The 20,932-nt window shown below is 73.4% G+C and carries 22 protein-coding genes; 17 read left to right on the top strand and 5 right to left on the bottom strand.

Translation table 11 applies throughout. The features are described from left to right. Window positions 1-152: 152 nt before the first annotated feature. The 4 genes from ML340_RS11175 (at window position 153) to ML340_RS11160 (ending at window position 2,699) form a co-directional block, all read left to right on the top strand. Window positions 153-1,424 carry a hypothetical protein gene (locus ML340_RS11175; RefSeq protein ID WP_240099659.1) on the top strand — a complete coding sequence of 424 codons (1,272 nt, stop codon included), beginning with the start codon at window positions 153-155 and terminating at the stop codon, window positions 1,422-1,424. Window positions 1,425-1,493: 69 nt separating this feature from the next. Continuing rightward, on the top strand, window positions 1,494-1,850 hold the full coding sequence (locus ML340_RS11170) for a DUF488 domain-containing protein (protein ID WP_240099657.1): 357 nt from the start codon (window positions 1,494-1,496) through the stop codon (window positions 1,848-1,850). After that, complete coding sequence (locus tag ML340_RS11165; RefSeq protein WP_240099655.1) at window positions 1,850-2,194, top strand: hypothetical protein; 345 nt, start codon at window positions 1,850-1,852, stop codon at window positions 2,192-2,194. The genes ML340_RS11170 and ML340_RS11165 overlap by 1 nt, the downstream gene beginning before the upstream one ends. Window positions 2,195-2,225: 31 nt before the next feature. After that, complete coding sequence (locus tag ML340_RS11160) at window positions 2,226-2,699, top strand: TlpA family protein disulfide reductase (RefSeq protein WP_240099653.1); 474 nt, start codon at window positions 2,226-2,228, stop codon at window positions 2,697-2,699. 12 nt (window positions 2,700-2,711) lie between these two features. Here ML340_RS11160 and ML340_RS11155 read toward each other — a convergent pair whose 3' ends face one another. The 4 genes from ML340_RS11155 to ML340_RS11140 form a co-directional block, all read right to left on the bottom strand. Next, window positions 2,712-3,368 carry a DNA-3-methyladenine glycosylase family protein gene (locus ML340_RS11155; RefSeq protein WP_240099651.1) on the bottom strand — a complete coding sequence of 219 codons (657 nt, stop codon included), beginning with the start codon at window positions 3,366-3,368 and terminating at the stop codon, window positions 2,712-2,714. A gap of 76 nt (window positions 3,369-3,444) precedes the next feature. Continuing rightward, window positions 3,445-4,524: an SRPBCC family protein gene (locus tag ML340_RS11150; protein ID WP_240099649.1), complete on the bottom strand. Its 1,080-nt coding sequence runs from the start codon at window positions 4,522-4,524 to the stop codon at window positions 3,445-3,447. Between the two features lie 221 nt (window positions 4,525-4,745). Further along, on the bottom strand, window positions 4,746-5,387 hold the full coding sequence (locus tag ML340_RS11145) for a response regulator (RefSeq protein WP_240099647.1): 642 nt from the start codon (window positions 5,385-5,387) through the stop codon (window positions 4,746-4,748). After that, window positions 5,384-6,586 (bottom strand): sensor histidine kinase, encoded by a 1,203-nt coding sequence (locus tag ML340_RS11140; RefSeq protein WP_240099645.1) that lies wholly within the window; start codon window positions 6,584-6,586, stop codon window positions 5,384-5,386. The genes ML340_RS11145 and ML340_RS11140 overlap by 4 nt, the downstream gene beginning before the upstream one ends. A gap of 131 nt (window positions 6,587-6,717) precedes the next feature. On the opposite strand from ML340_RS11140, the gene ML340_RS11135 reads away from it, so the two are divergent. The 13 genes from ML340_RS11135 (at window position 6,718) to ML340_RS11075 (ending at window position 18,757) form a co-directional block, all read left to right on the top strand. Next, window positions 6,718-7,329 (top strand): GNAT family N-acetyltransferase, encoded by a 612-nt coding sequence (locus ML340_RS11135; protein ID WP_240099643.1) that lies wholly within the window; start codon window positions 6,718-6,720, stop codon window positions 7,327-7,329. Then, a complete protein-coding gene (gene minC / locus ML340_RS11130; RefSeq protein WP_240099641.1) occupies window positions 7,326-8,078 on the top strand; it encodes a septum site-determining protein MinC in 753 nt (250 codons plus the stop codon). Before ML340_RS11135 ends, minC begins: the two co-directional genes overlap by 4 nt. Before the next feature lie 28 nt (window positions 8,079-8,106). Beyond that, a complete protein-coding gene (gene minD, locus ML340_RS11125) occupies window positions 8,107-8,919 on the top strand; it encodes a septum site-determining protein MinD (RefSeq protein WP_240099639.1) in 813 nt (270 codons plus the stop codon). Between the two features lie 3 nt (window positions 8,920-8,922). Then, window positions 8,923-9,183 (top strand): cell division topological specificity factor MinE, encoded by a 261-nt coding sequence (gene minE / locus ML340_RS11120; RefSeq protein WP_240099637.1) that lies wholly within the window; start codon window positions 8,923-8,925, stop codon window positions 9,181-9,183. Further along, window positions 9,164-9,673, top strand: coding sequence for a hypothetical protein (locus ML340_RS11115; RefSeq protein WP_240099635.1), 510 nt, complete (start codon window positions 9,164-9,166; stop codon window positions 9,671-9,673). Before minE ends, ML340_RS11115 begins: the two co-directional genes overlap by 20 nt. Window positions 9,674-9,744: 71 nt before the next feature. Beyond that, the gene (locus ML340_RS11110) at window positions 9,745-11,736 is read left to right on the top strand and encodes a M2 family metallopeptidase (protein ID WP_240099633.1); all 1,992 of its coding nucleotides are present in this window, start codon (window positions 9,745-9,747) and stop codon (window positions 11,734-11,736) included. A 28-nt stretch (window positions 11,737-11,764) separates the two neighbouring features. Further along, window positions 11,765-12,835, top strand: a complete 1,071-nt coding sequence (locus tag ML340_RS11105; protein WP_240099631.1) for an aromatic ring-hydroxylating oxygenase subunit alpha — start codon at window positions 11,765-11,767, stop codon at window positions 12,833-12,835. Next, window positions 12,832-14,115, top strand: a complete 1,284-nt coding sequence (locus tag ML340_RS11100) for an APC family permease (RefSeq protein ID WP_240099629.1) — start codon at window positions 12,832-12,834, stop codon at window positions 14,113-14,115. The genes ML340_RS11105 and ML340_RS11100 overlap by 4 nt, the downstream gene beginning before the upstream one ends. 123 nt (window positions 14,116-14,238) lie before the next feature. Then, a complete protein-coding gene (locus ML340_RS11095) occupies window positions 14,239-14,427 on the top strand; it encodes a hypothetical protein (RefSeq protein WP_240099627.1) in 189 nt (62 codons plus the stop codon). Window positions 14,428-14,429: 2 nt separating this feature from the next. Continuing rightward, the gene (locus ML340_RS11090; RefSeq protein WP_240099625.1) at window positions 14,430-14,897 is read left to right on the top strand and encodes a hypothetical protein; all 468 of its coding nucleotides are present in this window, start codon (window positions 14,430-14,432) and stop codon (window positions 14,895-14,897) included. Between the two features lie 115 nt (window positions 14,898-15,012). Continuing rightward, on the top strand, window positions 15,013-16,806 hold the full coding sequence (locus tag ML340_RS11085; protein ID WP_240099623.1) for an acyl-CoA dehydrogenase C-terminal domain-containing protein: 1,794 nt from the start codon (window positions 15,013-15,015) through the stop codon (window positions 16,804-16,806). A 99-nt stretch (window positions 16,807-16,905) separates the two neighbouring features. Then, window positions 16,906-17,565: an HNH endonuclease gene (locus tag ML340_RS11080; protein ID WP_240099620.1), complete on the top strand. Its 660-nt coding sequence runs from the start codon at window positions 16,906-16,908 to the stop codon at window positions 17,563-17,565. Window positions 17,566-17,725: 160 nt separating this feature from the next. Next, the gene (locus tag ML340_RS11075; RefSeq protein ID WP_240099618.1) at window positions 17,726-18,757 is read left to right on the top strand and encodes a hypothetical protein; all 1,032 of its coding nucleotides are present in this window, start codon (window positions 17,726-17,728) and stop codon (window positions 18,755-18,757) included. A gap of 21 nt (window positions 18,758-18,778) precedes the next feature. Here ML340_RS11075 and rlmKL read toward each other — a convergent pair whose 3' ends face one another. Further along, a complete protein-coding gene (rlmKL, locus tag ML340_RS11070) occupies window positions 18,779-20,911 on the bottom strand; it encodes a bifunctional 23S rRNA (guanine(2069)-N(7))-methyltransferase RlmK/23S rRNA (guanine(2445)-N(2))-methyltransferase RlmL (RefSeq protein WP_240099616.1) in 2,133 nt (710 codons plus the stop codon). Window positions 20,912-20,932: the final 21 nt, after the last annotated feature.

Genomic DNA, 20,932 nt, shown 5'->3' with positions numbered 1-20,932 from the left:
CACGCGCGGACCGTTGCCGCGGCACGCATCTGCGCTCCCTCGCTTCCCTGCCGTCGACGGCGCGCTGGCCGTGCGATGCGCGCTGCGGTCCATTGCCTGTCATATCGGCATTGTCTAATTTAGTACGTTATAACGTAACTAACTGAGCCCCCATGCCGAACCGACACCTGTCCCTGCTGGCCTTGTCCTTGCTGTTGCCCCTCACGACCACGGCGACCGCCTCCGATCTGCGCGTCCGCGCGGATGCGAGCCTGGACCTGGCCTGGTACGACGACGACCACGGGGGTCGCGCCGACCATGCCCTGCAGGAGGCGCTGGGCATCTACAACGTGCACGACCATGGCGACCCGCTGCGGCGCGGGCTGAACCTGCAGCGCGCGCAACTGGGCACGCAGCTGCAGGCGGGCGAGTGGGGCCATGGGCGGCTCTCGCTGGTGGCGGTACGCGATGAAGTCCGCCTCGACGAGGCCTGGCTGGCCGGCCGCCTCGGCGACACCGGCCTGCAGTTGCGCGCCGGCAAGTTCTACAGCGGGATCGGCCTGCTCAATGCGGTGCAGATGCCGGAGTGGGCGTTCGCCGACCGTCCGCTGCCCTACCGCATGCTGCTGGACGATGCCCTGCGCGGGCGCGGCGTGCAGCTGGAATGGCTGCCGCGATTCGCGCCCTGGCTGCAACTCGGCACGGAATGGATGAATACCGGCAACCCCGGCGTCGCCGGCCGGGTGAACGGAGAGGCCAACGCATTCGGCATCCGCCTGCCGTTCGCCGGCGCCCCGGAGTGGCCGGCGCTGCGCACCGCCTATGCGCGCACCCGCATCCCCCTGGGCGCGGCCGCCGAGCTGCACCTGGGCGGCTGGCAGCTGGACTCGCGCCTGCATCAGGAATTGCACGACTACCATCCGGGCATCAACGAGGCGGACCACGGCCTGCAGGGCAAGGCACGCATGTACGGAGCGCAGGTCGCCTGGGTCACGCGGCCGGATGCCGCAGGCCGCGGCTGGCGGGTGGAAGGCGAGTACTGGGACCAGCGCAAGGATCTGACCCTGGTCTATCACCAGCTCAAGCCGGTGCTGGTCGGGCAGCCGCGCGACCTGCGGGTGGACGGCGCCTACTTGCAGGTGGTGCACGACCTCTCGCCGCGCTGGCAGGCCGGACTGCGCCACGACCGGGTCGGCATGACCCACCGCGCCAGCCGCGCGCGGGCCACAGTCGGCCCGCGCATCACCAGTTACTTCGACGACATGGAGCGCACCAGCCTGGCCCTGACCTGGCGGCCGCGGGCACAGCAGCATCTGCGCCTGCAATGGAGCCGGGCGAGCGCGCCGGTACCCGAGGACCGCGACGACAACGGCCGCGACGAATCCGTGCGCCGGCGCTTCGACCAGTGGTGGCTGCAGTACCAGATCGCGTTCGCCACCCGCTGAAGGCCGGGCCGCTCCTCACCCGGCCGCAACATGCAGCCGCGCATGGTGCGGCCGGAAGGAGGTGGTCTGATGAACGTCGCGATCAAACGTGCCTATGCACCGCCGGAGCCCGGCGACGGCATGCGCATCCTGGTCGACCGGCTGTGGCCGCGCGGGCTGCGCAAGCAGGCCGCGCACATCGACCTGTGGCTGAAGGAAGTGGCGCCTTCGACCGCGCTGCGCCAGTGGTTCGCGCACGATCCGGCCAAGTGGGGCGAGTTCCGCCGCCGTTACCTGGCCGAATTGCAGGCCGGTGCGGCGGCGGAGGCGCTGCAGACACTGCGTGCGCACGCGCGCCAACGGCCGCTGACCCTGCTGTATGCCGCCCACGACGAGGCCCACAACCAGGCGGTGGTGCTGCGCGACCTGCTCGCCGGGCACCGCTGATGCCGGCGGGCCGCGCCGCCGTTGCCAATCCCTCCGCGCGCCTCGACCGCCTGCTGGCGCCGCGCGCGCAGGGACTGGCGCGGGCGATCGCGGCCGAAGGCGCACCCGCGGTCGAGGCGGTGATCCGCAACGCGGTCGCCCGCGTGCTCGCCGGCACTCTGCAGCTGGCGGAGCTGCAACGCGTGCTCGATCTGCTGGCCGCTGCGGCGACCCCCGCGACTGCCGCATTGCGGGAACGCCTGGCAGCGGTCGCCGGCTGCTGCCCGCGGCACGTCCTGCCGGACCTGCGGCCCTGGCTGCAGGCCTGGCTGGACGCGACCGGCGCACCGCCGCCTGCGTGCTAAGGTGCAGCGGCCGCTGCCATCCATCGCCACCGTGCGCCCCGCCGTCCGCCACTACTTCCCGATCACCACCCTGCGCGTCGAGCCGGGCGAGCCGCTGCCGGACTTCGCGGCGACGCCGAACCTGGCCGCCTTCCGCGGCGCGCCGCTGCTGCTCAACGTGTTCAGCGTGAGCTGCGGGCCGTGCATCCGCGAGGTGCCCAAGCTCAACGCGCTGCACGCCGCCAACCCGGACCTGCAGGTGCTCGCGCTGTGCGCGGAGGACGCGGACGAGGCCACGCAGTTCCGCCGCCGCCATGGCCTGACCTGGCCGGTGGTCGCGCCCGGCGCCGATTACGTGTACACGCGTCTCGGCATCGAGGGCATCCCGGCCTTCCTGCTGCTGGACGCGGACGGCCGCCTGCTGGGCAGCACCTATGCCAACCAGGTGGCGGACGCCCAGGGCTATGTGACGGTGGACGGGCTGCGCGCCTGGGTCGCCGCGCTCGGCGGGCCGCGCCTGCGCTGACCCGGCGCGGCTTCAGGCCTGCGCCTCGTCGCGCACCAGCGCCACGATCCGCCACAGCCACAGCGCGGCATAGGTGCGGTACGGCGCCCATGCCGCGCCGCGCGCGCGCAGCCCGGCGGCGTCCGGCGGCTGCGGCAGGCCGTCGAGCAATTGCGCGCCCTTGCGGATGCCGAGGTCGTCCAGCGGCAGCACGTCGGGGCGGCCGAGCTGGAACATCAGCAGCATCTCCACCGTCCAGCGCCCAATCCCGCGCACCGGCAGCAGCGCCTGCACGATCGCCTCCGCGTCCATGTACGCCAGCCGGCGCGCGTCCGGCACCTGTCCGGCCTCGGCGCGCGCGGCAAGATCCCGCAGCGCGCGCAGCTTGTTCGCGGAGACTCCGCAGGCGCGCAGGCGCGCGTCGTCCACCCGCATGAGCGCCGCGGCATCCAGCCGGCGGCTGCCGGCGGCGGCCTCGACCCGCGCCACGATCGTGGCCGCGGCCTTGCCGCTGAGCTGCTGGTACAAAATGGCGCGCGCCAGCGCATCCACTGGCTGCAGCCGGCGCCGCCAGCCCGCCGGCGCCGGCAGCGGGCCGTGCCGGCGCAGCCAGGGCGCGAGCGCGGGGTCGGCACGCACCAGGTGCGCGTGCGCCGCCTCGAGATCGAACCCACGGCGATGGCGCGGCATGCGTCCCTCCGAACGCGGATCCCGCAAACACGGACGCCGCGCGGTGCGCGGCGTCCGTCGGCATGGCGGGGCGGGATTACTGTCCGTTCCTGACCGGCTTGATCGGCCAGTAGATGTCGAACTGGCCGTCCTGGGTGAACGAGGCGGCAATGCCCGACTTGTAGCTCTCGTACGGACGCCCGGTCACGTCGTAGCCGTTGACCGCGGCCCAGGCGCGCAGGGCGTTGCGGGCCTTCTCCAGCTCGGCCATGTAGCCGGTGTAGGACGCCATCACCGCCTGGGTCGGCTCGGTGTGCTCGTACTTGACCGGGCCCTGCAGGGCGATGTTGCCGATCGGGCCGCCGTTCTTGCGGCGCACCACCTGGGCGACGTCGAAGTTGTAGGTCTCGCGGCCGAGGTCGGTGGTCACGATCCGCACCGGGCCGACCGCCTCCAGGCCGTTGGCCTCGATCACGCGCTTGATCCACTCGCTGTTGCTGGTGATCGAGGCCTGGATCTGGGCGTTGCCGCGCTCGACGTTGCCGGCGTTGACGTACAGCACGTCCTCGGCCGGGCGGTCGATCAGCTTGAAGCCGACCAGCTTGCTGCCGCTGACCGCGTAGTCCTCGTTCGGGATCGACGCCAGCAGGGCGACCAGGCGCGACAGCCCGAGCTTCATGTCGTCGCCGACGTGGCGGGCGACGTACAGGCCGGCGTAGCGGCCGAGCAGGTCCCAGCCGTAGGTGACGTCGTAGGTCTGGGTGATCTCGACGTTACGGTTGTTGCGGCCGGTCGGCTGCAGTTCGAACGCGGTGCGCTTGTCGTGGCCGCGCTCGATGTTCTCGATCTTGTAGACGACCTTCTGCTTGGGGATGCTCTCGATGATCTCGTACGAACCCTTGCCGATCTTGTCGTTCCTGGAGTCGTAGTCGAGCCGCGCGCCGACGCCGGAGGGCGGGCCGGACAGGGTCAGCTGCATGCTCGGGTCGCGCAGCACCAGCGGGTTCCAGTCCTTGAACCGGCGGAAGCTGTTGAGGGTGTCGAACACGAGGGTGAGCTTGCGGTTGGTCTCGGCCTTCTCCACCAGGTGGCGCTCGGAAGGCAGGACCAGGGCGACGATCAGGTACAGCGCCACGACGATCGCGATGGAAATCAGGATCTCGAGCAGACGGGTCATTCAGCGGTCTCCGGGATAGGCCGTGGCGGGATCATGGCCGCGCAGACTCGCCATGGTAGCAAACCGCCGCGCGCGGCGGCGAGGGCGCCAGCGGGCGGCCCGGGGCATCTCCGCCATACCTCGGCGCATGGTGCGCCCACGCCCCTGCCAGCCTGGCGGATGCAGGTTGCAGGCGTGCGGCAGAGGGCCGCGCACGTGGCGGGCCGGGCATCCTGTCCTGGTCAGACCAGCTGCAGCTCGAATGCCTTGAGCACCGCGCGGGTGCGGTCGCGCACGCCGAGCTTGCTCAGGATGTTGGAGACGTGGTTCTTGATCGTGCCCTCGGCCACGCCCAGCGAGTTGGCGATCTCCTTGTTGGAGAAGCCGGAGGCCATCAGGCGCAGGATCTCGGTCTCGCGGTCGGTCAGCGGGTCCGGGCGGTCGAGGCTGACGAACTCGTTGCGCATGTGCTCCAGCCCCGACAGCAGGCGCTGGGTCACCGCCGGCTGCACCAGCGAGCCGCCGCGGGCCACGGTCTGGATCGCATCCACCAGTTGCTCCAGCGACACGTCCTTGAGCAGGTAGCCCTTGGCCCCGGCCTTGATCCCGGCCAGCACCAGCTGGTCGTCGTCGAAGGTGGTGAGGATGATGGTCGGCGGCAGCGTGCCGGCGCGGCCGAGCGCCTGCAGCGCCTCCAGCCCGGACATCACCGGCATGCGCATGTCCATCAGCACCACGTCCGGGCGCAGCTGCGGGATCTGCTCGACCGCCTGGCGGCCGTCGGCGGCCTCCGCCACTACCTCGATCCCGTCGGCCAGCGACAGCAGGGAACGGATGCCCTGGCGCACCAGGGTCTGGTCGTCGACCAGGAACACGCGGATCATGCGGGGACTCCTCCGGCGGGGCCGGGATGCAGGGGGCTGGCCAGCGGCAGGCGCATGCGCAGCGCGAAGCCCTGGCCGGGAGCGGTCGCCACCTCGAGGCTGCCGCCGTATTGCTGCAGGCGCTCGCGCATGCCGCGCAGGCCGTTGCCGGGCACCGGGCGCTCGGCGCCGGCGCCGTCGTCGCGCGCGCGCAGCTCGACCGCATCGCCCTGGCAGTGCACCTCCAGCCACAGGTTGCGCGCGCCGGCATGGCGCACCGCGTTGGTGATCGCCTCCTGCGCGCAGCGCAGCAGCACGTGCGCGCGCTCGGGGTCGTCCACGCACAGCGGTGCGCCGATGTCGATGTGGATGTCCAGCTGCGGCACGTTCTCCGCCAGCGGGCGCAGCGCGGCGGCGAGGTCGATCGCGCCGCCCTCGCGCAGCTGGCTGACCGCCTCGCGCACGTCGGTCAGCAAGAGGCGCGCCAGCGTGTGCGCCTGCTGCACGTGCTCCTTCACCCGGCCTTCGGACAGGTGGCCGGCGACCTCGAGGTTCAGGCTCAGCGCGGTGAGGTGGTGGCCGAGCAGGTCGTGCAGCTCGCGCGCGATCCGGGTGCGCTCGTTGACGCGCGCGCTCTCGGCCAGCAGCGCGCGGGTCGCGCGAAGCTCCGCGTTGAGCCGGCGCTGCTCCTCGCGCGCCTCCGACTGCTGCAGCGCGACCAGGCTGGTGACGAACACGAACCCGGAGAACCCGGCATACAGCAGGGACTGCATCAGCGCGTCGAACAGCGGGAAGTCCAGCCAGCGCATGAACACCGGCGCCACCGCGAGCTGGCTGGCCAGCAGCCAGACCGCGCCGGGCGCCAGCGGCAGCAGCCACGGCAGCACGCTGGCGGCGACCATCAGCAGCACGCTGCCCAGCCCCGAGCCGTTGTAGTAGCTCACCGCCAGCGCGGCCAGGGTGAGCACCACCAGCAGCAGGTAGTCGACCGCGGTGCGGCGGTGCTCGCCGAGGCCGCGGGTCAGCCAGGCGTAGCTGGCGCCGAAGGCGAAGTAGGCCAGCCAGCCCTGCCACGGCAGCGGCGGCAGGATCACGTCGTCCGCCTGCGGCCCGCCCAGGCGCGGCCCGAGCCAGGAATACAGCAGCGGCAGGCCCACGATCGCCCAGGTGAACAGGCCGGCCGTGCGCAGCAGGCGGGTGTGGGACAGGCGCGCGAGCATGCCGCCCTTATACCCCGGTGCGCATGCGGCCGCCTGCACCGAAGGTCATGCCATCGGGCGCGGGCGGCATGCGATAATCCCGGCTCGGGACCGCATGCCCGGTCCGGCCACCGCCACGGGAGCGCAAGGGAATGACGATCGCCATCCGCGACGTTCGCGAGCACGATTTCGACGCCGTGCTGGCCCTCAACAACGCCGCCGGTCCCGCGATCCTGCCGCTTGATGCCGCCCGCCTGCGCCGGCTGTACGACGGCGCGGAGTATTTCCGGGTCGCCGAGCGCGACGGCACCCTGGCCGGCTTCCTGATCGGCTTCGGCGCGCACGCGGCGCACGACAGCAGCAACTTCGCCTGGTTCCGCGCGCACTACCCGGACTTCTTCTACATCGACCGGGTGGCGGTCGCCAGCCGCCGCCGCGGCGGCGGCGTCGGCCGCGCCCTGTACGCGGATGCCCAGAGCTACGCCGAGCTGCGCTACCCGCAGCTGGCCTGCGAAGTGTTCCTGCAGCCGGGCACCGACCATGCCCTGCTGTTCCACGGCAGCTTCGGCTTCCGCGAGGTCGGCCAGCACGTGATGCCGGGCCCCGGGGCCGGCGCGGGCCTGCGCGCGGCGATGCTGATGAAGGAACTGTGCAGCTACCCGTGGGTGCGCGCCACCTACGGCGATGCCCTGCCCGAGCAGCCGTGGCTGCTGCGCCCGCGGGTGCCGGCCGCGGCGGTGCGCGCGACCGGGACCGGGGCATGAGCGCGACCCCGGACTTCAGCCCGGCCGGCGAGCTCAAGTTCGGCCAGGTCGGGATCGCCAACCTGCGGGTGCAGCGGTTCGACCCGGCGCGTCTGGTCGGCGAGATGCGCGAGCGCCTGCTGCGCGCGCCCAACCTGTTCGAGCGCGCGGCGCTGGTGCTCGACTTCGGCGCCCTGCCGCAGCCGCCGAGCGCCGCCGAGGCGCGCGCACTGCTCGACGGTCTGCGCGCGGCCGGGGTGCTGCCAGTGGCGCTGGCCTACGGCACCCGCCAGATCGACGCGCTCGCGCGCGAGTTGGGGCTGCCGCTGCTGGCCAAGTTCCGCGCCCAGTACGAGCGCGCCGAGGCGGAGCCCGCACGCGCCGCCGCGGCAGCGCCGCCTGCGCCTGCCCCCGCCCCGGCGCCGCCGCCCGCGGCGGTGCAGCCGGGCCTGATCCAGCGCACCCCGGTGCGCTCCGGCCAGCAGGTGTACGCCGAGCAGCGCGACCTGACCGTGCTCGCCGCGGTCGGCGCCGGCGCCGAGGTGATCGCCGACGGCAGCATCCACATCTACGGCGCGCTGCGCGGGCGCGCGCTGGCCGGGGCCCAGGGCAACGCGGACGCGCGCATCTTCTGCCGCGAGTTCCACGCGGAGCTGGTCGCGGTCGCCGGGCACTACAAGGTGCTGGAAGACATCCCGAAGGACCTGCGCGGCAAGGCCGTGCAGGTCTGGCTGGAACACGGACAACTCAAGCTCGCGGCGCTCGAGTGAGCCGCCGCCTCACACGGAGGAAGCCAACTTGGCCGACATCATCGTAGTCACCTCGGGCAAGGGCGGCGTGGGCAAGACCACGACCAGCGCCAGCATCGCCACCGGGCTCGCCCGCCGCGGCAAGAAGGTCGCGGTCATCGACTTCGACGTCGGCCTGCGCAACCTCGACCTGATCATGGGCTGCGAGCGGCGGGTGGTGTACGACTTCGTCAACGTCATCCACGGCGAGGCCACCCTCAAGCAGGCGCTGATCCGCGACAAGCGCTTCGAGAACCTGTACGTGCTGGCCGCCAGCCAGACCCGCGACAAGGACGCGCTCACCCGCGAGGGCGTGGAGAAGGTCCTGCGCGACCTCGCCGAGGACGGCTTCGAGTACATCGTGTGCGACTCCCCGGCCGGGATCGAGAAGGGCGCGTTCCTCGCCATGTACTTCGCCGACCGCGCGATCGTGGTGGTCAACCCGGAGGTGTCCTCGGTGCGCGACTCCGACCGCATCCTCGGCCTGCTGGCGTCCAAGACCCGGCGCGCCGAGCACGGCGAGGGCGAGGTCGGCGCGCACCTGCTGCTGACCCGCTACAGCCCGCAGCGGGTGGCCGACGGCGAGATGCTGTCGATCGCCGACGTGGAGGAGGTGCTCGGGCTGAAGACGATCGGGGTGATCCCCGAGTCCGGCGACGTGCTCAACGCCTCCAACAAGGGCGAGCCGGTGATCCTCGACCCCGAGTCGAACGCCGGCCAGGCCTACGAGGACGCGGTGGCGCGCCTGCTCGGCGAGGAGCGGCCGATGCGCTTCACCCAGCTGGAGAAGAAGGGGTTCTTCAGCAAGCTGTTCGGGGGCTGAGCCATGCCGATCTTCGACTTCCTCCGGCCCAAGAAGAACACCGCGCAGACCGCCAAGAACCGCCTGCAGATCATCATCGCGCAGGAACGCAGCTCGGCCGGGGCGCCCGACTACCTGCCGCTGCTGCGGCGCGAGATCCTCGAGGTGATCCGCAAGTACGTCGCGGTCGACGCCGAGGCGGTGAAGGTGGACGTGGTCAAGGACGGCGAGCACGACGTGCTCGACATCTCGGTCGCCCTGCCGGATGCCCGCCCCGGCGCCTGAGCCCGCCGCCTCGGTGCTGCGGCTGGGCGCGGTCGACGCGGCGCCGGTGGCGGCGCTGCTGGCGCGCTACGGCCTGGCCCTGGCGGTGGTCGCCGACGGCGCGCCGATCCCGGGCAGCTACTGGGGCGAGCCCGAGGCCGGGATCATCGGCGGCACGGTGTACGCGCGCGCCGACACCCCGCTGCACTCGCTGCTGCACGAAGCCGCGCACCTGATCGTGCTGCCGCCGCCGCGGCGCGCCGCGGTGCACACCGACGCCACCGACTCGGTGGCCGAGGAGGACGCCGTGTGCGTGCTGCAGGTGCTGCTCGGCGACGCCCTGCCCGGGGTCGGCGCGGCGCGCATCCTGGCCGACATGGACGCCTGGGGCTATACCTTCCGCCTCGGCTCGGCGCGCGCCTACCTCGAGCACGACGCCGAGGCGGCCTGGGCCTGGCTGCAGCAGCAGGGCCTGGTGGACGCCGCGCGCCGGCTCTGCCTACCGGTATGAACTTGCCGGCGCGCGCGCGCCGGGTCTAGCCTTGCCGTCCCGCGCCCAGCGCGCCGCACCGGATCCACCCCATGCCGTCCCGCCCCGCCCTGCTGGCCCTCGCCGTCGCCGCCGGCCTGACCCTCGCCGCCTGCTCGCGCCAGCACGCCCCCGCGGCCGGCGCCACCGCCGGCGCGCCGCCCGCGGGCGAGACCGCCGACCAGTTCGTGGCGCGCGTCAATGACGAATTCCGCGCCCTGTACGCCGAGCTCAACTCCGCGCAGTGGCTGTCGAGCACCTACATCAACAGCGACAGCGAGCTGGTCGCGGCCAAGGCCAACGAGCGCTGGCTGGCGCGCCTGAACGAGTGGATCGCGCAGTCGCACCGCTACGACGGCCAGCCGATGTCGCCGCAGACCGCGCGCCAGATCAAGCTGCTGCGGCTGATGACCGCGATGCCGGCCCCGCGCGACCCCAAGAAGCTGGAGGAACTAACCCGCATCGCCACCCGCATGGAGGGGATGTACGGCGCCGGCAGCTACTGCACCGGCGAGGGCGCCAACAAGACCTGCCGCGACATCGGCCAGCTCAGCCAGGTGCTGGCCAGCAGCCGCGACTACGATGCCCAGCTGCAGGCCTGGCAGGGCTGGCACACCATCAGCGTGCCGATGCGCAAGGACTACGCACGCTTCGTGGAGCTGGTGAACGAGGGCGCGCGCGACATGGGCTATGCCGACGCCGGCGAGCTGTGGCGCGCCGGCTACGACATGCCGCCGGCGCAGCTGGCGGCCGAGACCGACCGCCTGTGGGACCAGGTCAAGCCGCTGTACGAGCAGCTGCACTGCTACGTGCGCGGCCGCCTCGACGCGCGCTACGGCAAGGACCGCGGCGAGGTCGCCGGCGGCATGCTGCCGGCGCACCTGCTCGGCAACCTGTGGCAGCAGGACTGGGGCAACCTGTGGGACCTGCTGCAGCCCTACCCGGGCGCCGGCAGCCTGGACGTGAACGCGGCGCTGCAGGCGATGGCGCAGACAGACCTCGCGCGCGCGCGCCAGCACCTGCCCGACCCCGGCGGCACCCCGGCCGCGCGCGAGTTCCTGGCCGAGCGCGCCGCCGCGCTCGACACCGCTAAGCGCATGACCGAGCGCGCGCAGGACTTCTACGTCTCGCTCGGCATGCCCAAGCTGCCGGCCAGCTACTGGGAGAAGTCGCAGTTCATCAAGCCGCTCGACCGCGAGGTGGTCTGCCACGCCAGCGCCTGGGACATGAACATGCAGGGCGACGTGCGCACCAAGATGTGCATCGTGCCCAGCGAGGAGGAGCTGACCACCATCTACCACGAGCTCGGCCACGTCTACTACGACCTCGCCTACAACAAGCAGCCGCCGCTGTTCCAGTCCGGCGCGCACGACGGCTTCCACGAGGCGATCGGCGACACCATCGTGCTGGCCATGACCCCGGCCTACCTGCATTCGGTCGGGCTGGTCGGCGCCCAGCAGCAGAGCCAGCAGGCGCTGATCAACGCGCAGATGCGGATGGCGCTGGCCAAGGTCGCGTTCCTGCCGTTCGGGCTGATGATCGACCGCTGGCGCTGGGGCGTGTTCGACGGCTCGATCAAGCCCGGGGAGTACAACCGCGCCTGGTGGGCGCTCAAAGCCAAGTACCAGGGCGTGGCGCCGGCCACCCCGCGCGGCGAGGAGTTCTTCGACCCCGGCGCCAAGTACCACGTGCCGGGCAACACGCCCTACACCCGCTACTTCCTCTCGCACATCCTGCAGTTCCAGTTCTACAAGGCGCTGTGCGACGCCTCCGGCTACAAGGGCCCGCTGTACGAGTGCAGCTTCTACGGCAGCAAGCCGGCCGGTGAGAAGTACTGGGCGATGCTGTCCAAGGGCGCCAGCCAGCCCTGGCAGCAGACCCTGCAGGAGCTGACCGGCAGCCCGCGCATGGACGCCGGCCCGCTGCTGGAGTACTTCGCGCCGCTGCAGGCTTGGCTCAAGCAGCAGAACGCGGGCCAGTCCTGCGGCTGGGATCCGGGCGCGGCGACCGCCGCACGCGGCGCCGGCGTGGCCACGCCGGGCTGAGCCGCGGCGACCCACGAGCCGCGCCGGCATGCACGCCGCCGACCTCGCCCCGCAGGCCCCCGCCACCGCCACCGCGCTGCCGGCGCGTTTCTACGTCGATCCCGGAATGGTGCAGCGCGACCGTCGCGCCATCTTCGACCGCAGCTGGCAGCTGGTGGCGCACGTCAGCCAGCTGCCGCAGCCGGGCGATCACGTGGTGGCCGACCTGGCCGGGCTGCCGGTGCTGGCGGTGCGCGATCACGACGGCGCGATCCACGTGCTGCACAACGTCTGCCGCCACCGCGCCGGCCCGATCGCACAGTGCGACGGCCGCGGCGCGAAGGCGCTGCGCTGCCGCTATCACGGCTGGACCTACACCCTCGACGGGCGTCTGCGCGCGGCCCCCGAGATGCAGGGCGCGGCAGGCTTCGAGATGGCCGACGTGCGGCTGCCGCGGCTAGCGGTGCGCGTCTGGCAGGGGCTGGTGTTCGCCGCGATCGAGGCAAGCGGCGCGCCGGATTTCGACGCCTTCATCGCCGGCATCGACGCGCGGCTGGGCGCGGAGCGCGATCTGGCCGGCTACGGCGGGCACCACCGGGTGGCCTACGACATCGCCTGCAACTGGAAGGTGTACGTGGACAACTACCTCGAGGGCTACCACGTCCCGCACGTGCACCCGGGGCTCAACAGGCTGCTGGACTACCGCAGCTATCGCACCGAGCTGACGCGCTGGCACAGCCTGCAGTGGAGCCCGCTGGAGAGCGACCCGGCGCTGTACGGCAACGGCGATGCGCTGTACTACTGGCTGTGGCCGAACACCATGCTCAACGTGCTGCCCGGCCGGCTGCAGACCAATACCGTGATCCCCCTGGGCGTGGACCGCTGCCGGGTGCTGTTCGACAGCTACTACGCCGCCGATGCGGCGCCGGCGCGGCGCGCGGCCGACATCGCCTTCAGCGACGAAGTGCAGCACGAGGACCTCGGCATCTGCGAGGACGTGCAGCGCGGGCTGGCCTCCGGCAGCTACGTGCCGGGTCGCCTGAACCCGCTGCGCGAGACCGGCGTGCACCATTTCCACGAACTGCTGCGCGCGGCCTACCGCGCGGATGCCGCGGCGTGAACCCGCGCCGCCCGCTGGGGCTGTGGGCGGCGACCGCGCTGGTGGTGGGCAGCATGATCGGCAGCGGGGTCTTCCTGCTGCCGGCGACCCTCGCGCCCTACGGCGCCGCCAGCCTGCTGGGCTGGGGCCTGAGCCTGGCCGGCGCGCTGCTGCTGGCGCTGACCTATGCCTGGCTGGCGCAGGCGCATCCGCTCGCCGGCGGCAGCTATGCCTACGCCCGCCTGGCCTTCGGCGACGGGGTCGGGTTCGCGGTGGCCTGGAGCTACTGGATCTGCAACTGGGCCGGCAACGCCGCGCTGGCGGTGGCGTTCGCCGGCAGCCTCGGCGCGCTGTGGCCCTGGGTCGGCGCGGCGCCCTGGCACGGGGCCGCGGTCGCGCTAGCTGCGCTGTGGCTGTGCACGGCCGTCAACCTCGCCGGCCTGCGCGAGGCCGCCGCCGCGCAGATCGCGCTGACCCTGCTCAAGCTGCTGCCGCTGCTGCTGTTCGGCGTGCTCGGCCTGGCCCGGGTCGAGGCGGGCGCGCTGCAGCCGTTCAATCCGAGCGGGCAGCCGCTGCTGCAGGTCGCCACCGCCACCGCGGCGCTGACCCTGTGGGCCTTCCTCGGGCTGGAAGCGGCCACGGTGCCGGCGGAGGCCGTGCGCGATCCGCGCCGCACGGTGCCGCGCGCGACCCTGCTCGGGGTCGCGTTGGCCGGGATCGCCACCCTGCTCGCCTGCACCGCGGTGCTCGGCGTGCTGCCGGCCGCGCAGCTGCGCGCCTCCGCCGCGCCGATGGCGGACGCCGCCGCGCAGCTGTGGGGTGCGCCCGCCGCCACCGGGGTCGCCCTGCTGGCGACGGTGTCCTGCCTCGGCGCCCTCAACGGCTGGGTGCTGCTGCAGGCGCAGATGCCGCTGGCAGCCGCGCGCGACGGCCTGTTCCCGGCGCCGTTCGCGCGCACCGATGCGCGCGGCACGCCGCGCACCGGGCTGCTACTGAGCAGCGCGCTGGCCAGCGCGCTGGTGCTGGCCAATGCCGATGCCAGCCTGGTCGCGCTGTTCGAGTTCGCGATCCTGCTGACCACCGCCGCGGCGCTGGTGCCCTATGCGCTGACCGCGGCGGCCTGGTTCGCGCTCACCCCGCGCGCCGGGCGCGGCGCGCGGCTCGCGGTGGCGGCGGCGCTGGCCTATGCGCTGTGGGCGCTGCTCGGCACCGGGATGCGCGCGCTGCTGTGGGGCGGCGTGCTGCTGCTGGCCGGGGTGCCGGTGTACCTGGCCGTGCGCGCGCGCCCGCGGCGCGGATGACGCCGGCGGCCGCCTCCCGGCGCCGCCCGCCCGGGCCGGCATTTGCCCATGGCACGGGCTGCGCACCGCCATCGCGCCGGTGTAAGGTGGCGCCGCCCCGTCCATCCACCCGCCGGATCGCCCATGGACATCCACCAGACCGCCTTCGCCCTGTTCGTCGCCCTGGTCGGCAAGCACGACCTCGACAATGCCAGCGACGAGACCCGCCAGGCCCTCGGCCGCGAGGCCTACCGCCTGGCCGAAGCCTTCATCGCCGCCAAGGACGCCTACATCCGCGAGCAGCCGGTCGATCCGCTCGCGGCGGGGTACTGAGCATGCGCCGCGCCCTGTGGGTCGCCGTCGCCGGTGCCCTGCTGCTGGCCGCCTGCGGCGGACCGGTGCGGCGGGTGTCGGCCCCGGCGGCCAGCGTGCAGCAGCTGAGCGTGCGCAGCGACGGCCAGTGGGAGGTGCAGTTGCGCCTGCAGAACTACAGCAGCGTGGCGATGCGCTTTGCCGCCGCCGATCTCGCCCTGGCATTCGACAACGGCCTCGCCGCGCGCCTGCAGCCGCGCCCGGACCTGACCATCGGCCCGGAGTCCGCGGACGTGGTCCAGGCCACGGTGACCCCGACCGCGGCCGGACGCGCGCGCCTGGCGACCGCCTTGGCCGACGGCCAGGGCCTGAGCTACACCCTGACCGGGACGGTGGAGGCGGCCGCCGAGGGCGGCGACAGCCGCCGCTACGACATCAAGCTGGCCAGCGCGCTGTCGCCGGTGCCGGGCCTGGCCGGCGTGCTGCGCTGAGCGCCGCGACACGCCCGCGCGCGCGGCCGGGAGCGGGTGTCGCACGCCTGTCCATACGCCATAGTATGCTTGGCCCATGCCGGCCGCCCGCCGGCGCCTCCGACCGGACTTGCCCATGAGCAGCAGCTACAAGGCCCCGCTGGACGATCTGCGCTTCGCCCTCTACGACGTGCTCGACCTGCCCCCGCGCTGGCAGGCGCTCGGCCATGCCGACGCCAGCCGCGAGACGGTGGACGCGGTGCTCGAGGAAGCCGCGCGCTTCGTGGAGACGGTGCTGGCGCCGCTCAACCAGGTCGGCGACGAGGCCGGCTGCCGGTTCGACCCCGAGACCGGCGCGGTGGCCACGCCGCCCGGCTTCCGCGAGGCGTACGCGCAGTTCGTGGCCGGCGGCTGGACCGGGCTGACCAACCCACCCGAGCACGGCGGCATGGGCCTGCCGGAAGCGATCGGCGGGGTGATGACCGAGCTGATCGACGGCGCCAACCTGGCCTGGGGCAATTTCCCGCTGCTCTCGCACGGCGCGGTCGAGGCGCTCTCGCGCTACGGCGAGGACTGGCAGAAGGAGGTGTTCCTCAAGCCGCTGGTCGCCGGCACCTGGAGCGGCACCATGTGCCTGACCGAGCCGCACTGCGGCACCGACCTCGGCCTGCTCAAGACCCGCGCCGAACCGATCGCCGACGGCAAGTACGCCGTCACCGGCACCAAGATCTTCATCACCGCCGGCGAGCACGACCTCGTCCCCAACATCGTGCACCTGGTGCTGGCCAAGCTGCCGGACGCGCCGCCCGGCGCCAAGGGCATCTCGCTGTTCGTGGTGCCCAAGTTCAAGGTCGGCCGCGACGGCACGGTGGGCGAGCGCAACGCAGTGCGCTGCGGGTCGATCGAGCACAAGATGGGCATCCACGGCTCGGCCACCTGCGTGATGAACTTCGACGGCGCCGAGGGCTACCTGGTCGGGCAGCCGCACAAGGGCCTGCAGGCGATGTTCGTGATGATGAACTCCGCCCGCCTCGGGGTCGGCGTGCAGGGCCTGGCGCTGTCCGAGCGCGCGTTCCAGAACGCGCTGCGCTATGCGCGCGAACGCCTGCAGTCGCGCGCGCTGTCCGGCCCGAAGTGCCCCGACAAGCCGGCCGACCCGATCATCGTGCAGCCGGACGTGCGGCGCATGCTGCTGACCCAGAAGGCGCTGGTCGAGGGCGGCCGGCTGCTGGCGCTGCGCGCCTATTCGCTGCTGGACGAGGCGGAGAAGGCGGCCGACCCCGGCGAGCGCGAGCGCGCCGAGACCCTGGTGGGCTGGCTGACCCCGATCACCAAGGCCTGCCTGACCGAATGGGCGATCGAGAACACCTACCACGCCCTGCAGTGCTACGGCGGCCACGGCTACATCCACGAGCACGGCATGGAGCAGCTGGCGCGCGACGCCCGCATCACCACCCTGTACGAAGGCACCACCGGGATCCAGGCGCTCGACCTGATCGGGCGCAAGACCGCCGCCAGCCAGGGGGCCGGGCTGAAGCTGTTCCTGGCCGAGGTGGAGGCCTTCGCCCGCCAGCACGAGGCCAATCCCGCGCTGGCCGAGTTCCTGCCGGCGCTGCGCGCCAAGTGCGCCGAATGGGGCGCGCTCACCCGCGACATCCTGCAGCGGGCCGCGTCCAACCCGGAAGAGCTGGGCGCGGCCAGCACCGACTACCTGCTTTATTCCGGCTACGTGGTACTGGCCTACTGGTGGGCGCGCGCGGTGGCCGCCGCCACCGCCGGCGCCCGCCCGCAGGCGTTCAAGGACGCCAAGCGCGAGACCGCCCGGTTCTTCTACGCGCGCCTGCTGCCGCGCACGCTGGCGCACAAGGCCGCGATCGAGGCCGGCGCGGCGCCGCTCCTGGGGCTGGCGGCCGAGGCCTTCGACGCCTGACCCGGGCGTGCCCTCGGCGGGCCGTCCCGCCGGGGCCCGCGCACGGGGCGCCCGCGCGCTACCCAAACCGTCATCGATGGCGTATAAGCTGGTGTCCCGATGGAGACCGCGAACGCCCCGCTGCGCCCGCTCCACTCCGGGACCGATGCCGATGCCGCGGAGGCGGCCTTACCCGCGATCGCCGCGCCCGGCCGCCTGCCCGGCCTGCGCCTGCTTGCCCTCGACGCCCATGGCCGTGCGCTGGACTGGATGAGCTGGCAGGACGCCGCCTGCCTGTACGCGCGCGGCGCGGTCGCCTGGACCCTGGGCGATCCCTGCCTGGAAGTGCACGGCGGCATCAACCGCCGCAGCGGGCGCCGCAGCGTGCTGCAGTTGCATCCGATCATCGCCGCGCGCGGCCACGTGCGCCCGGCCGCGGTCGCGCCGACCCCGACCCTGACCAACCCGGCCCTGTTCGCGCGCGACCAGCACCTGTGCCTGTACTGCGGGCGCGAGTTCCCGCGCCATGCGCTGACCCGCGACCACGTGCTGCCGGTCTCCAAGGGCGGGCGCGACGTGTGGGAGAACGTGGTCGCGGCCTGCTTCCAGTGCAACTCGCGCAAGGGCAACCGCACCCCGCAGCAGGCGGGGATGCCGCTGCTGGCGGTGCCCTACCGCCCGAGCTGGGTGGAGCACCTGATCCTGTCCAACCGCAACATCCTGGCCGACCAGATGGCCTTCCTGAAGGCGCAGCTGCCGCACCACCCGCGCCGGCACTGAGCGCCTGCGCAGCGGTGCCCGCGCGGCAGCGGATCGGCAAAACCCTGACCGCACGCACGGAAAATCCCGCCGCGGCGGATTGACCGCGGCCGCGCCATTGGCAAGACTCGCCGCCTCAGGGGGATTGCGCAGCATGGCAGCGACATTGGGCATCACCGGCATGGACCGAGCGACCGCGGAGGAAGTGCGCGCTGCGTTCGCCGCGGCGACGCAGCTGCACGCGGACTGGACCCTCGGCGGCGACGACGCCGCGCTGGTCGCGGTGGACATGGACAGCCTGTACGGGCCGATGAGCTGGCTCAAGCTGCACGCCGCCGGCAAGCAGGTGATCGGCCTGAGCGCGCGCGGGCCGACCCAGGCCGACTTCCACCTGCCGCGGCCGGTGACCGCGCAGGCGCTGGCCGCACTGCTGCATGCGATCGCCGCAGGCTCGCCACCCCCAGGCATCGCGCCACCCACCACCGAGCGCGCAGCGATGCCGGCGGGTACAGACCCGGCCGACAACGCCTCCGAGCGGGAGCCCGCGCCCGCTGCGCCTCCCCCGGCCGTCGTTGACGAAGCCCCTGCGGCGGACGCCGCGCCGACCACGGCCGGTGATCGCGCTCCCGATCCGGCGACGCACGACGCCGGCCCACGCCCGCTGTGGGCCTGGCTGCTCGGCGACCGGCTGCCGCCGCGCGTGCAGCTGCGCCTGGGCGACGGGCTGCACCTGCTGATCGACCTGCGCGCCGGCCAGTGGCACGGCCCGACGGCCCTCAAACCGATGACCGACGCCCTGCGCGCGACCGCCGACCTCGCCGCGTTCGTCCCGCTGGACGATGCCGCATGGGCGGACGCCGCCGCCGCGCTCGGCCCGCCGCAGCCGCTGCAGCGCCTGCGCTGGTTCGCCGGCCTGGTCGCCGGCAACGGCCGCCTGCTCGACGGCCACCCGGCCGACACCCTGTTCCGCCTGCGCAAGTGGCCGCAGACCGAGCGCGAGTACCCGCGCCACTTCCGGATCGCCACCGCGATGATGAAGGGGCCGGCGCGGGTGGCCGAGATCGCCGCCGCCAGCAGCACCGGCGAGGACGAGGTGGCCGACTTCGTCAATGCCCAGCGCGCCTGCGGCAATGCCGAGGTGGTCGTCGCCGAGACCCCGCCGCCGTCCGCCCCCGCCGCCGGCGGGCTGCTGGGGCGGCTGCGCGGGCGCTGAGCCGCCGGGACTTGCGCCGCCTCATCCGCCGCGGCGGATCCTCCAGGCGCGGTGGATGCGCGGGTTGCGGGCGAAGTCGGGCGGGATGGTGGCGGCGCTGATGTCCTCGATCGCGGCGCCGGACAGCGCGTCGGCCTGCAACCGGAAGCGGCGGAAGTTGTTGGAGAAGTACAGCACCCCGCCGGGCGCGAGCCGGTCCAGCGCCGCCTGCAGCAGGCGCACGTGGTCGCGCTGCACGTCGAAGTCGGCCGCGCGCTTGGAGTTGGAGAAGGTCGGCGGGTCGCAGAAGATCAGGTCGTAGCGGCCGCGGTCGGCCGCCAGCCATGCCAGCACGTCCGCCTGCACCAGCCGGTGCGCGGGGCCAGCCAGGTCGTTGCCCTGCAGGTTGCCGGCCAGCCATTCGAGGTAGGTCGCGGACAGGTCCACGCTGGTGGTCTGCGCCGCCCCCCCGAGGGCGGCCTGCACGGTGGCCGCGCCGGTGTAGCAGAACAGGTTGAGGAAGCGCAGACCGCGCGCCTCCGCGGCGATCCGCGCGCGCAGCGGGCGGTGGTCGAGGAACAGCCCGGTGTCGAGGTAGTCGAACAGGTTGACCTGCAGCCGCGCCGCGCCCTCGCGCACCCACAGCCGCTGCCCGCGGTGGTCGAAGCGGCCGTACTTGGCGCCGCCCTTGCCGGTGCGCCGGGTCTTGACCGCGACCTGCTCACGCGGCAGCGCGAATACCTCGCGCGCGGCCAGCAGCAGCTCCTTCAGCCGGCGCTCGGCCAGCGCCTGCGGGATCTCCGCGGGGGCCGCGTATTCCTGCACGTGCAGCCAGGTCGCGCCTTCCTCGGCGGTGTAGACATCGATCGCGGCGGCGTACTCGGGGATGTCGGCATCGTAGGCGCGGAAGCAGTCCACGCCCTCGCGCGCGCGCCAGCGCGCCAGCCGCTCGAGGTTCTTGCGCAGGCGGTTGGCGACCATCTGCGCCCCGTCCGGCAGCGGCCGCGCCGCCGCGGCGGCGGTGCGCGCCGGCGGCGCGACGGGATCGCACACGATCAGGCTGCAGGCCAGCGGGCCGTTGTGGACCACATAGCGCTTGCGCGCGCGCAGGCCGGTGGCATGCGCCAGCGCATCGTCGCCGCACAGCAGGCTGGCGCGCCAGGCCGGCACCGCGCGCCGCAACGCATCGCCGAGCGCGCGGTACAGCACCGGGTCGGCGGCCAGGCGGATGTCGTACGGGGGATTGCTGGCGGCCAGCCCGACCGCCTCGGGCGGCGGCATGAGGTCGGTGACGTCACGTACCTGCCAGTCGATCGCGGCGGCCACGCCCGCGGCCTCGGCATTGGCGCGCGCCTGCGCGATCGCCTGCGGATCGCGGTCGCTGCCGTGCAGGCAGGGTCGCAGCGCGACCAGGCCGGCTTCGGCCCGTGCGCGCGCCTCCGCGCACAGCGCGTCCCAGGCGGCCCGGTCGAACCCGCGCCAGCGCGTCGGCGGGCGGCCACCGCCGCGCTGCAGGCCGGGGGCGACGTCCGCCGCCCACAGCGCCGCCTCGATCACCAGGGTGCCGCTGCCGCACATCGGATCCAGCAGCCCGCCGCCCTGCGCGTACAGCGCCGGCCAGCCGCCGCGCAGCAGCACCGCCGCGGCCACGGTCTCCTTCAGCGGCGCCTCGCCCTGGCGCGCACGCCAGCCGCGCCGGTGCAGCGGGCCGCCGCCGAGGTCGACCGACAGGGTCGCTACGCCCTTGCGCACCACCAGGTGCAGGCGCACGTCGGCGGCCTCGGTATCCACGTCCGGCCGCCAGCCGTGCGCCTCGCGCAATTGGTCCACCACCGCGTCCTTGACCCGCTGCGCGGCGTAGCGCGCGTGGGTCAGGCCGTTGCCGGCGACATGCGCATCCACCGCGATGGTCGCACCCGGCGGCACGTGCGTCGCCCAGTCCAGCGCGCGCGCGCCGGCGTACAGGGCATCGGCATCGGCGCAGTCGAAGCGCGCCAGCGGCCACAGCACGCGGCTGGCCAGGCGCGACCACAGCACCGCGCGCTCGGCCTCGACCAGGCCGCCGCTGGCCTGCGCCCCGGCCACCGCCGCGGTCGCGGCGCGGCAGCCGAGCGCCTGCAGTTCGTCCACCAGCAGGTATTCCAGGCCCTTGCCGCAGGAGGCGAAGAAGGTCATTGCCGAGCCGTCCTCGGGGCG

The organism is Thermomonas flagellata (assembly GCF_022419185.1).
Lineage (GTDB): Bacteria > Pseudomonadota > Gammaproteobacteria > Xanthomonadales > Xanthomonadaceae > Thermomonas > Thermomonas flagellata.
Note: the sequence above shows the minus strand (reverse complement) of the source record. Positions and strands in the feature narration are given on the sequence as shown.

What these genes read in the sequence shown, in the direction of transcription:
- ML340_RS11075 (WP_240099618.1), top strand. Translation starts at nt 17,726, where the DNA reads ATGGACCGAGCGACCGCGGAGGAAGTGCGCGCTGCGTTCGCCGCGGCG.
- ML340_RS11085 (WP_240099623.1), top strand. Translation starts at nt 15,013, where the DNA reads ATGAGCAGCAGCTACAAGGCCCCGCTGGACGATCTGCGCTTCGCCCTC.
- ML340_RS11115 (WP_240099635.1), top strand. Translation starts at nt 9,164, where the DNA reads ATGCCCGCCCCGGCGCCTGAGCCCGCCGCCTCGGTGCTGCGGCTGGGC.
- rlmKL (WP_240099616.1), bottom strand. Translation starts at nt 20,911, where the DNA reads ATGACCTTCTTCGCCTCCTGCGGCAAGGGCCTGGAATACCTGCTGGTG.
- ML340_RS11155 (WP_240099651.1), bottom strand. Translation starts at nt 3,368, where the DNA reads ATGCCGCGCCATCGCCGTGGGTTCGATCTCGAGGCGGCGCACGCGCAC.
- ML340_RS11165 (WP_240099655.1), top strand. Translation starts at nt 1,850, where the DNA reads ATGCCGGCGGGCCGCGCCGCCGTTGCCAATCCCTCCGCGCGCCTCGAC.
- ML340_RS11150 (WP_240099649.1), bottom strand. Translation starts at nt 4,524, where the DNA reads ATGACCCGTCTGCTCGAGATCCTGATTTCCATCGCGATCGTCGTGGCG.
- minE (WP_240099637.1), top strand. Translation starts at nt 8,923, where the DNA reads ATGCCGATCTTCGACTTCCTCCGGCCCAAGAAGAACACCGCGCAGACC.
- ML340_RS11175 (WP_240099659.1), top strand. Translation starts at nt 153, where the DNA reads ATGCCGAACCGACACCTGTCCCTGCTGGCCTTGTCCTTGCTGTTGCCC.
- ML340_RS11140 (WP_240099645.1), bottom strand. Translation starts at nt 6,586, where the DNA reads ATGCTCGCGCGCCTGTCCCACACCCGCCTGCTGCGCACGGCCGGCCTG.
- ML340_RS11080 (WP_240099620.1), top strand. Translation starts at nt 16,906, where the DNA reads ATGGAGACCGCGAACGCCCCGCTGCGCCCGCTCCACTCCGGGACCGAT.
- ML340_RS11110 (WP_240099633.1), top strand. Translation starts at nt 9,745, where the DNA reads ATGCCGTCCCGCCCCGCCCTGCTGGCCCTCGCCGTCGCCGCCGGCCTG.
- ML340_RS11135 (WP_240099643.1), top strand. Translation starts at nt 6,718, where the DNA reads ATGACGATCGCCATCCGCGACGTTCGCGAGCACGATTTCGACGCCGTG.
- ML340_RS11170 (WP_240099657.1), top strand. Translation starts at nt 1,494, where the DNA reads ATGAACGTCGCGATCAAACGTGCCTATGCACCGCCGGAGCCCGGCGAC.
- ML340_RS11105 (WP_240099631.1), top strand. Translation starts at nt 11,765, where the DNA reads ATGCACGCCGCCGACCTCGCCCCGCAGGCCCCCGCCACCGCCACCGCG.
- ML340_RS11090 (WP_240099625.1), top strand. Translation starts at nt 14,430, where the DNA reads ATGCGCCGCGCCCTGTGGGTCGCCGTCGCCGGTGCCCTGCTGCTGGCC.
- ML340_RS11145 (WP_240099647.1), bottom strand. Translation starts at nt 5,387, where the DNA reads ATGATCCGCGTGTTCCTGGTCGACGACCAGACCCTGGTGCGCCAGGGC.
- minC (WP_240099641.1), top strand. Translation starts at nt 7,326, where the DNA reads ATGAGCGCGACCCCGGACTTCAGCCCGGCCGGCGAGCTCAAGTTCGGC.
- ML340_RS11095 (WP_240099627.1), top strand. Translation starts at nt 14,239, where the DNA reads ATGGACATCCACCAGACCGCCTTCGCCCTGTTCGTCGCCCTGGTCGGC.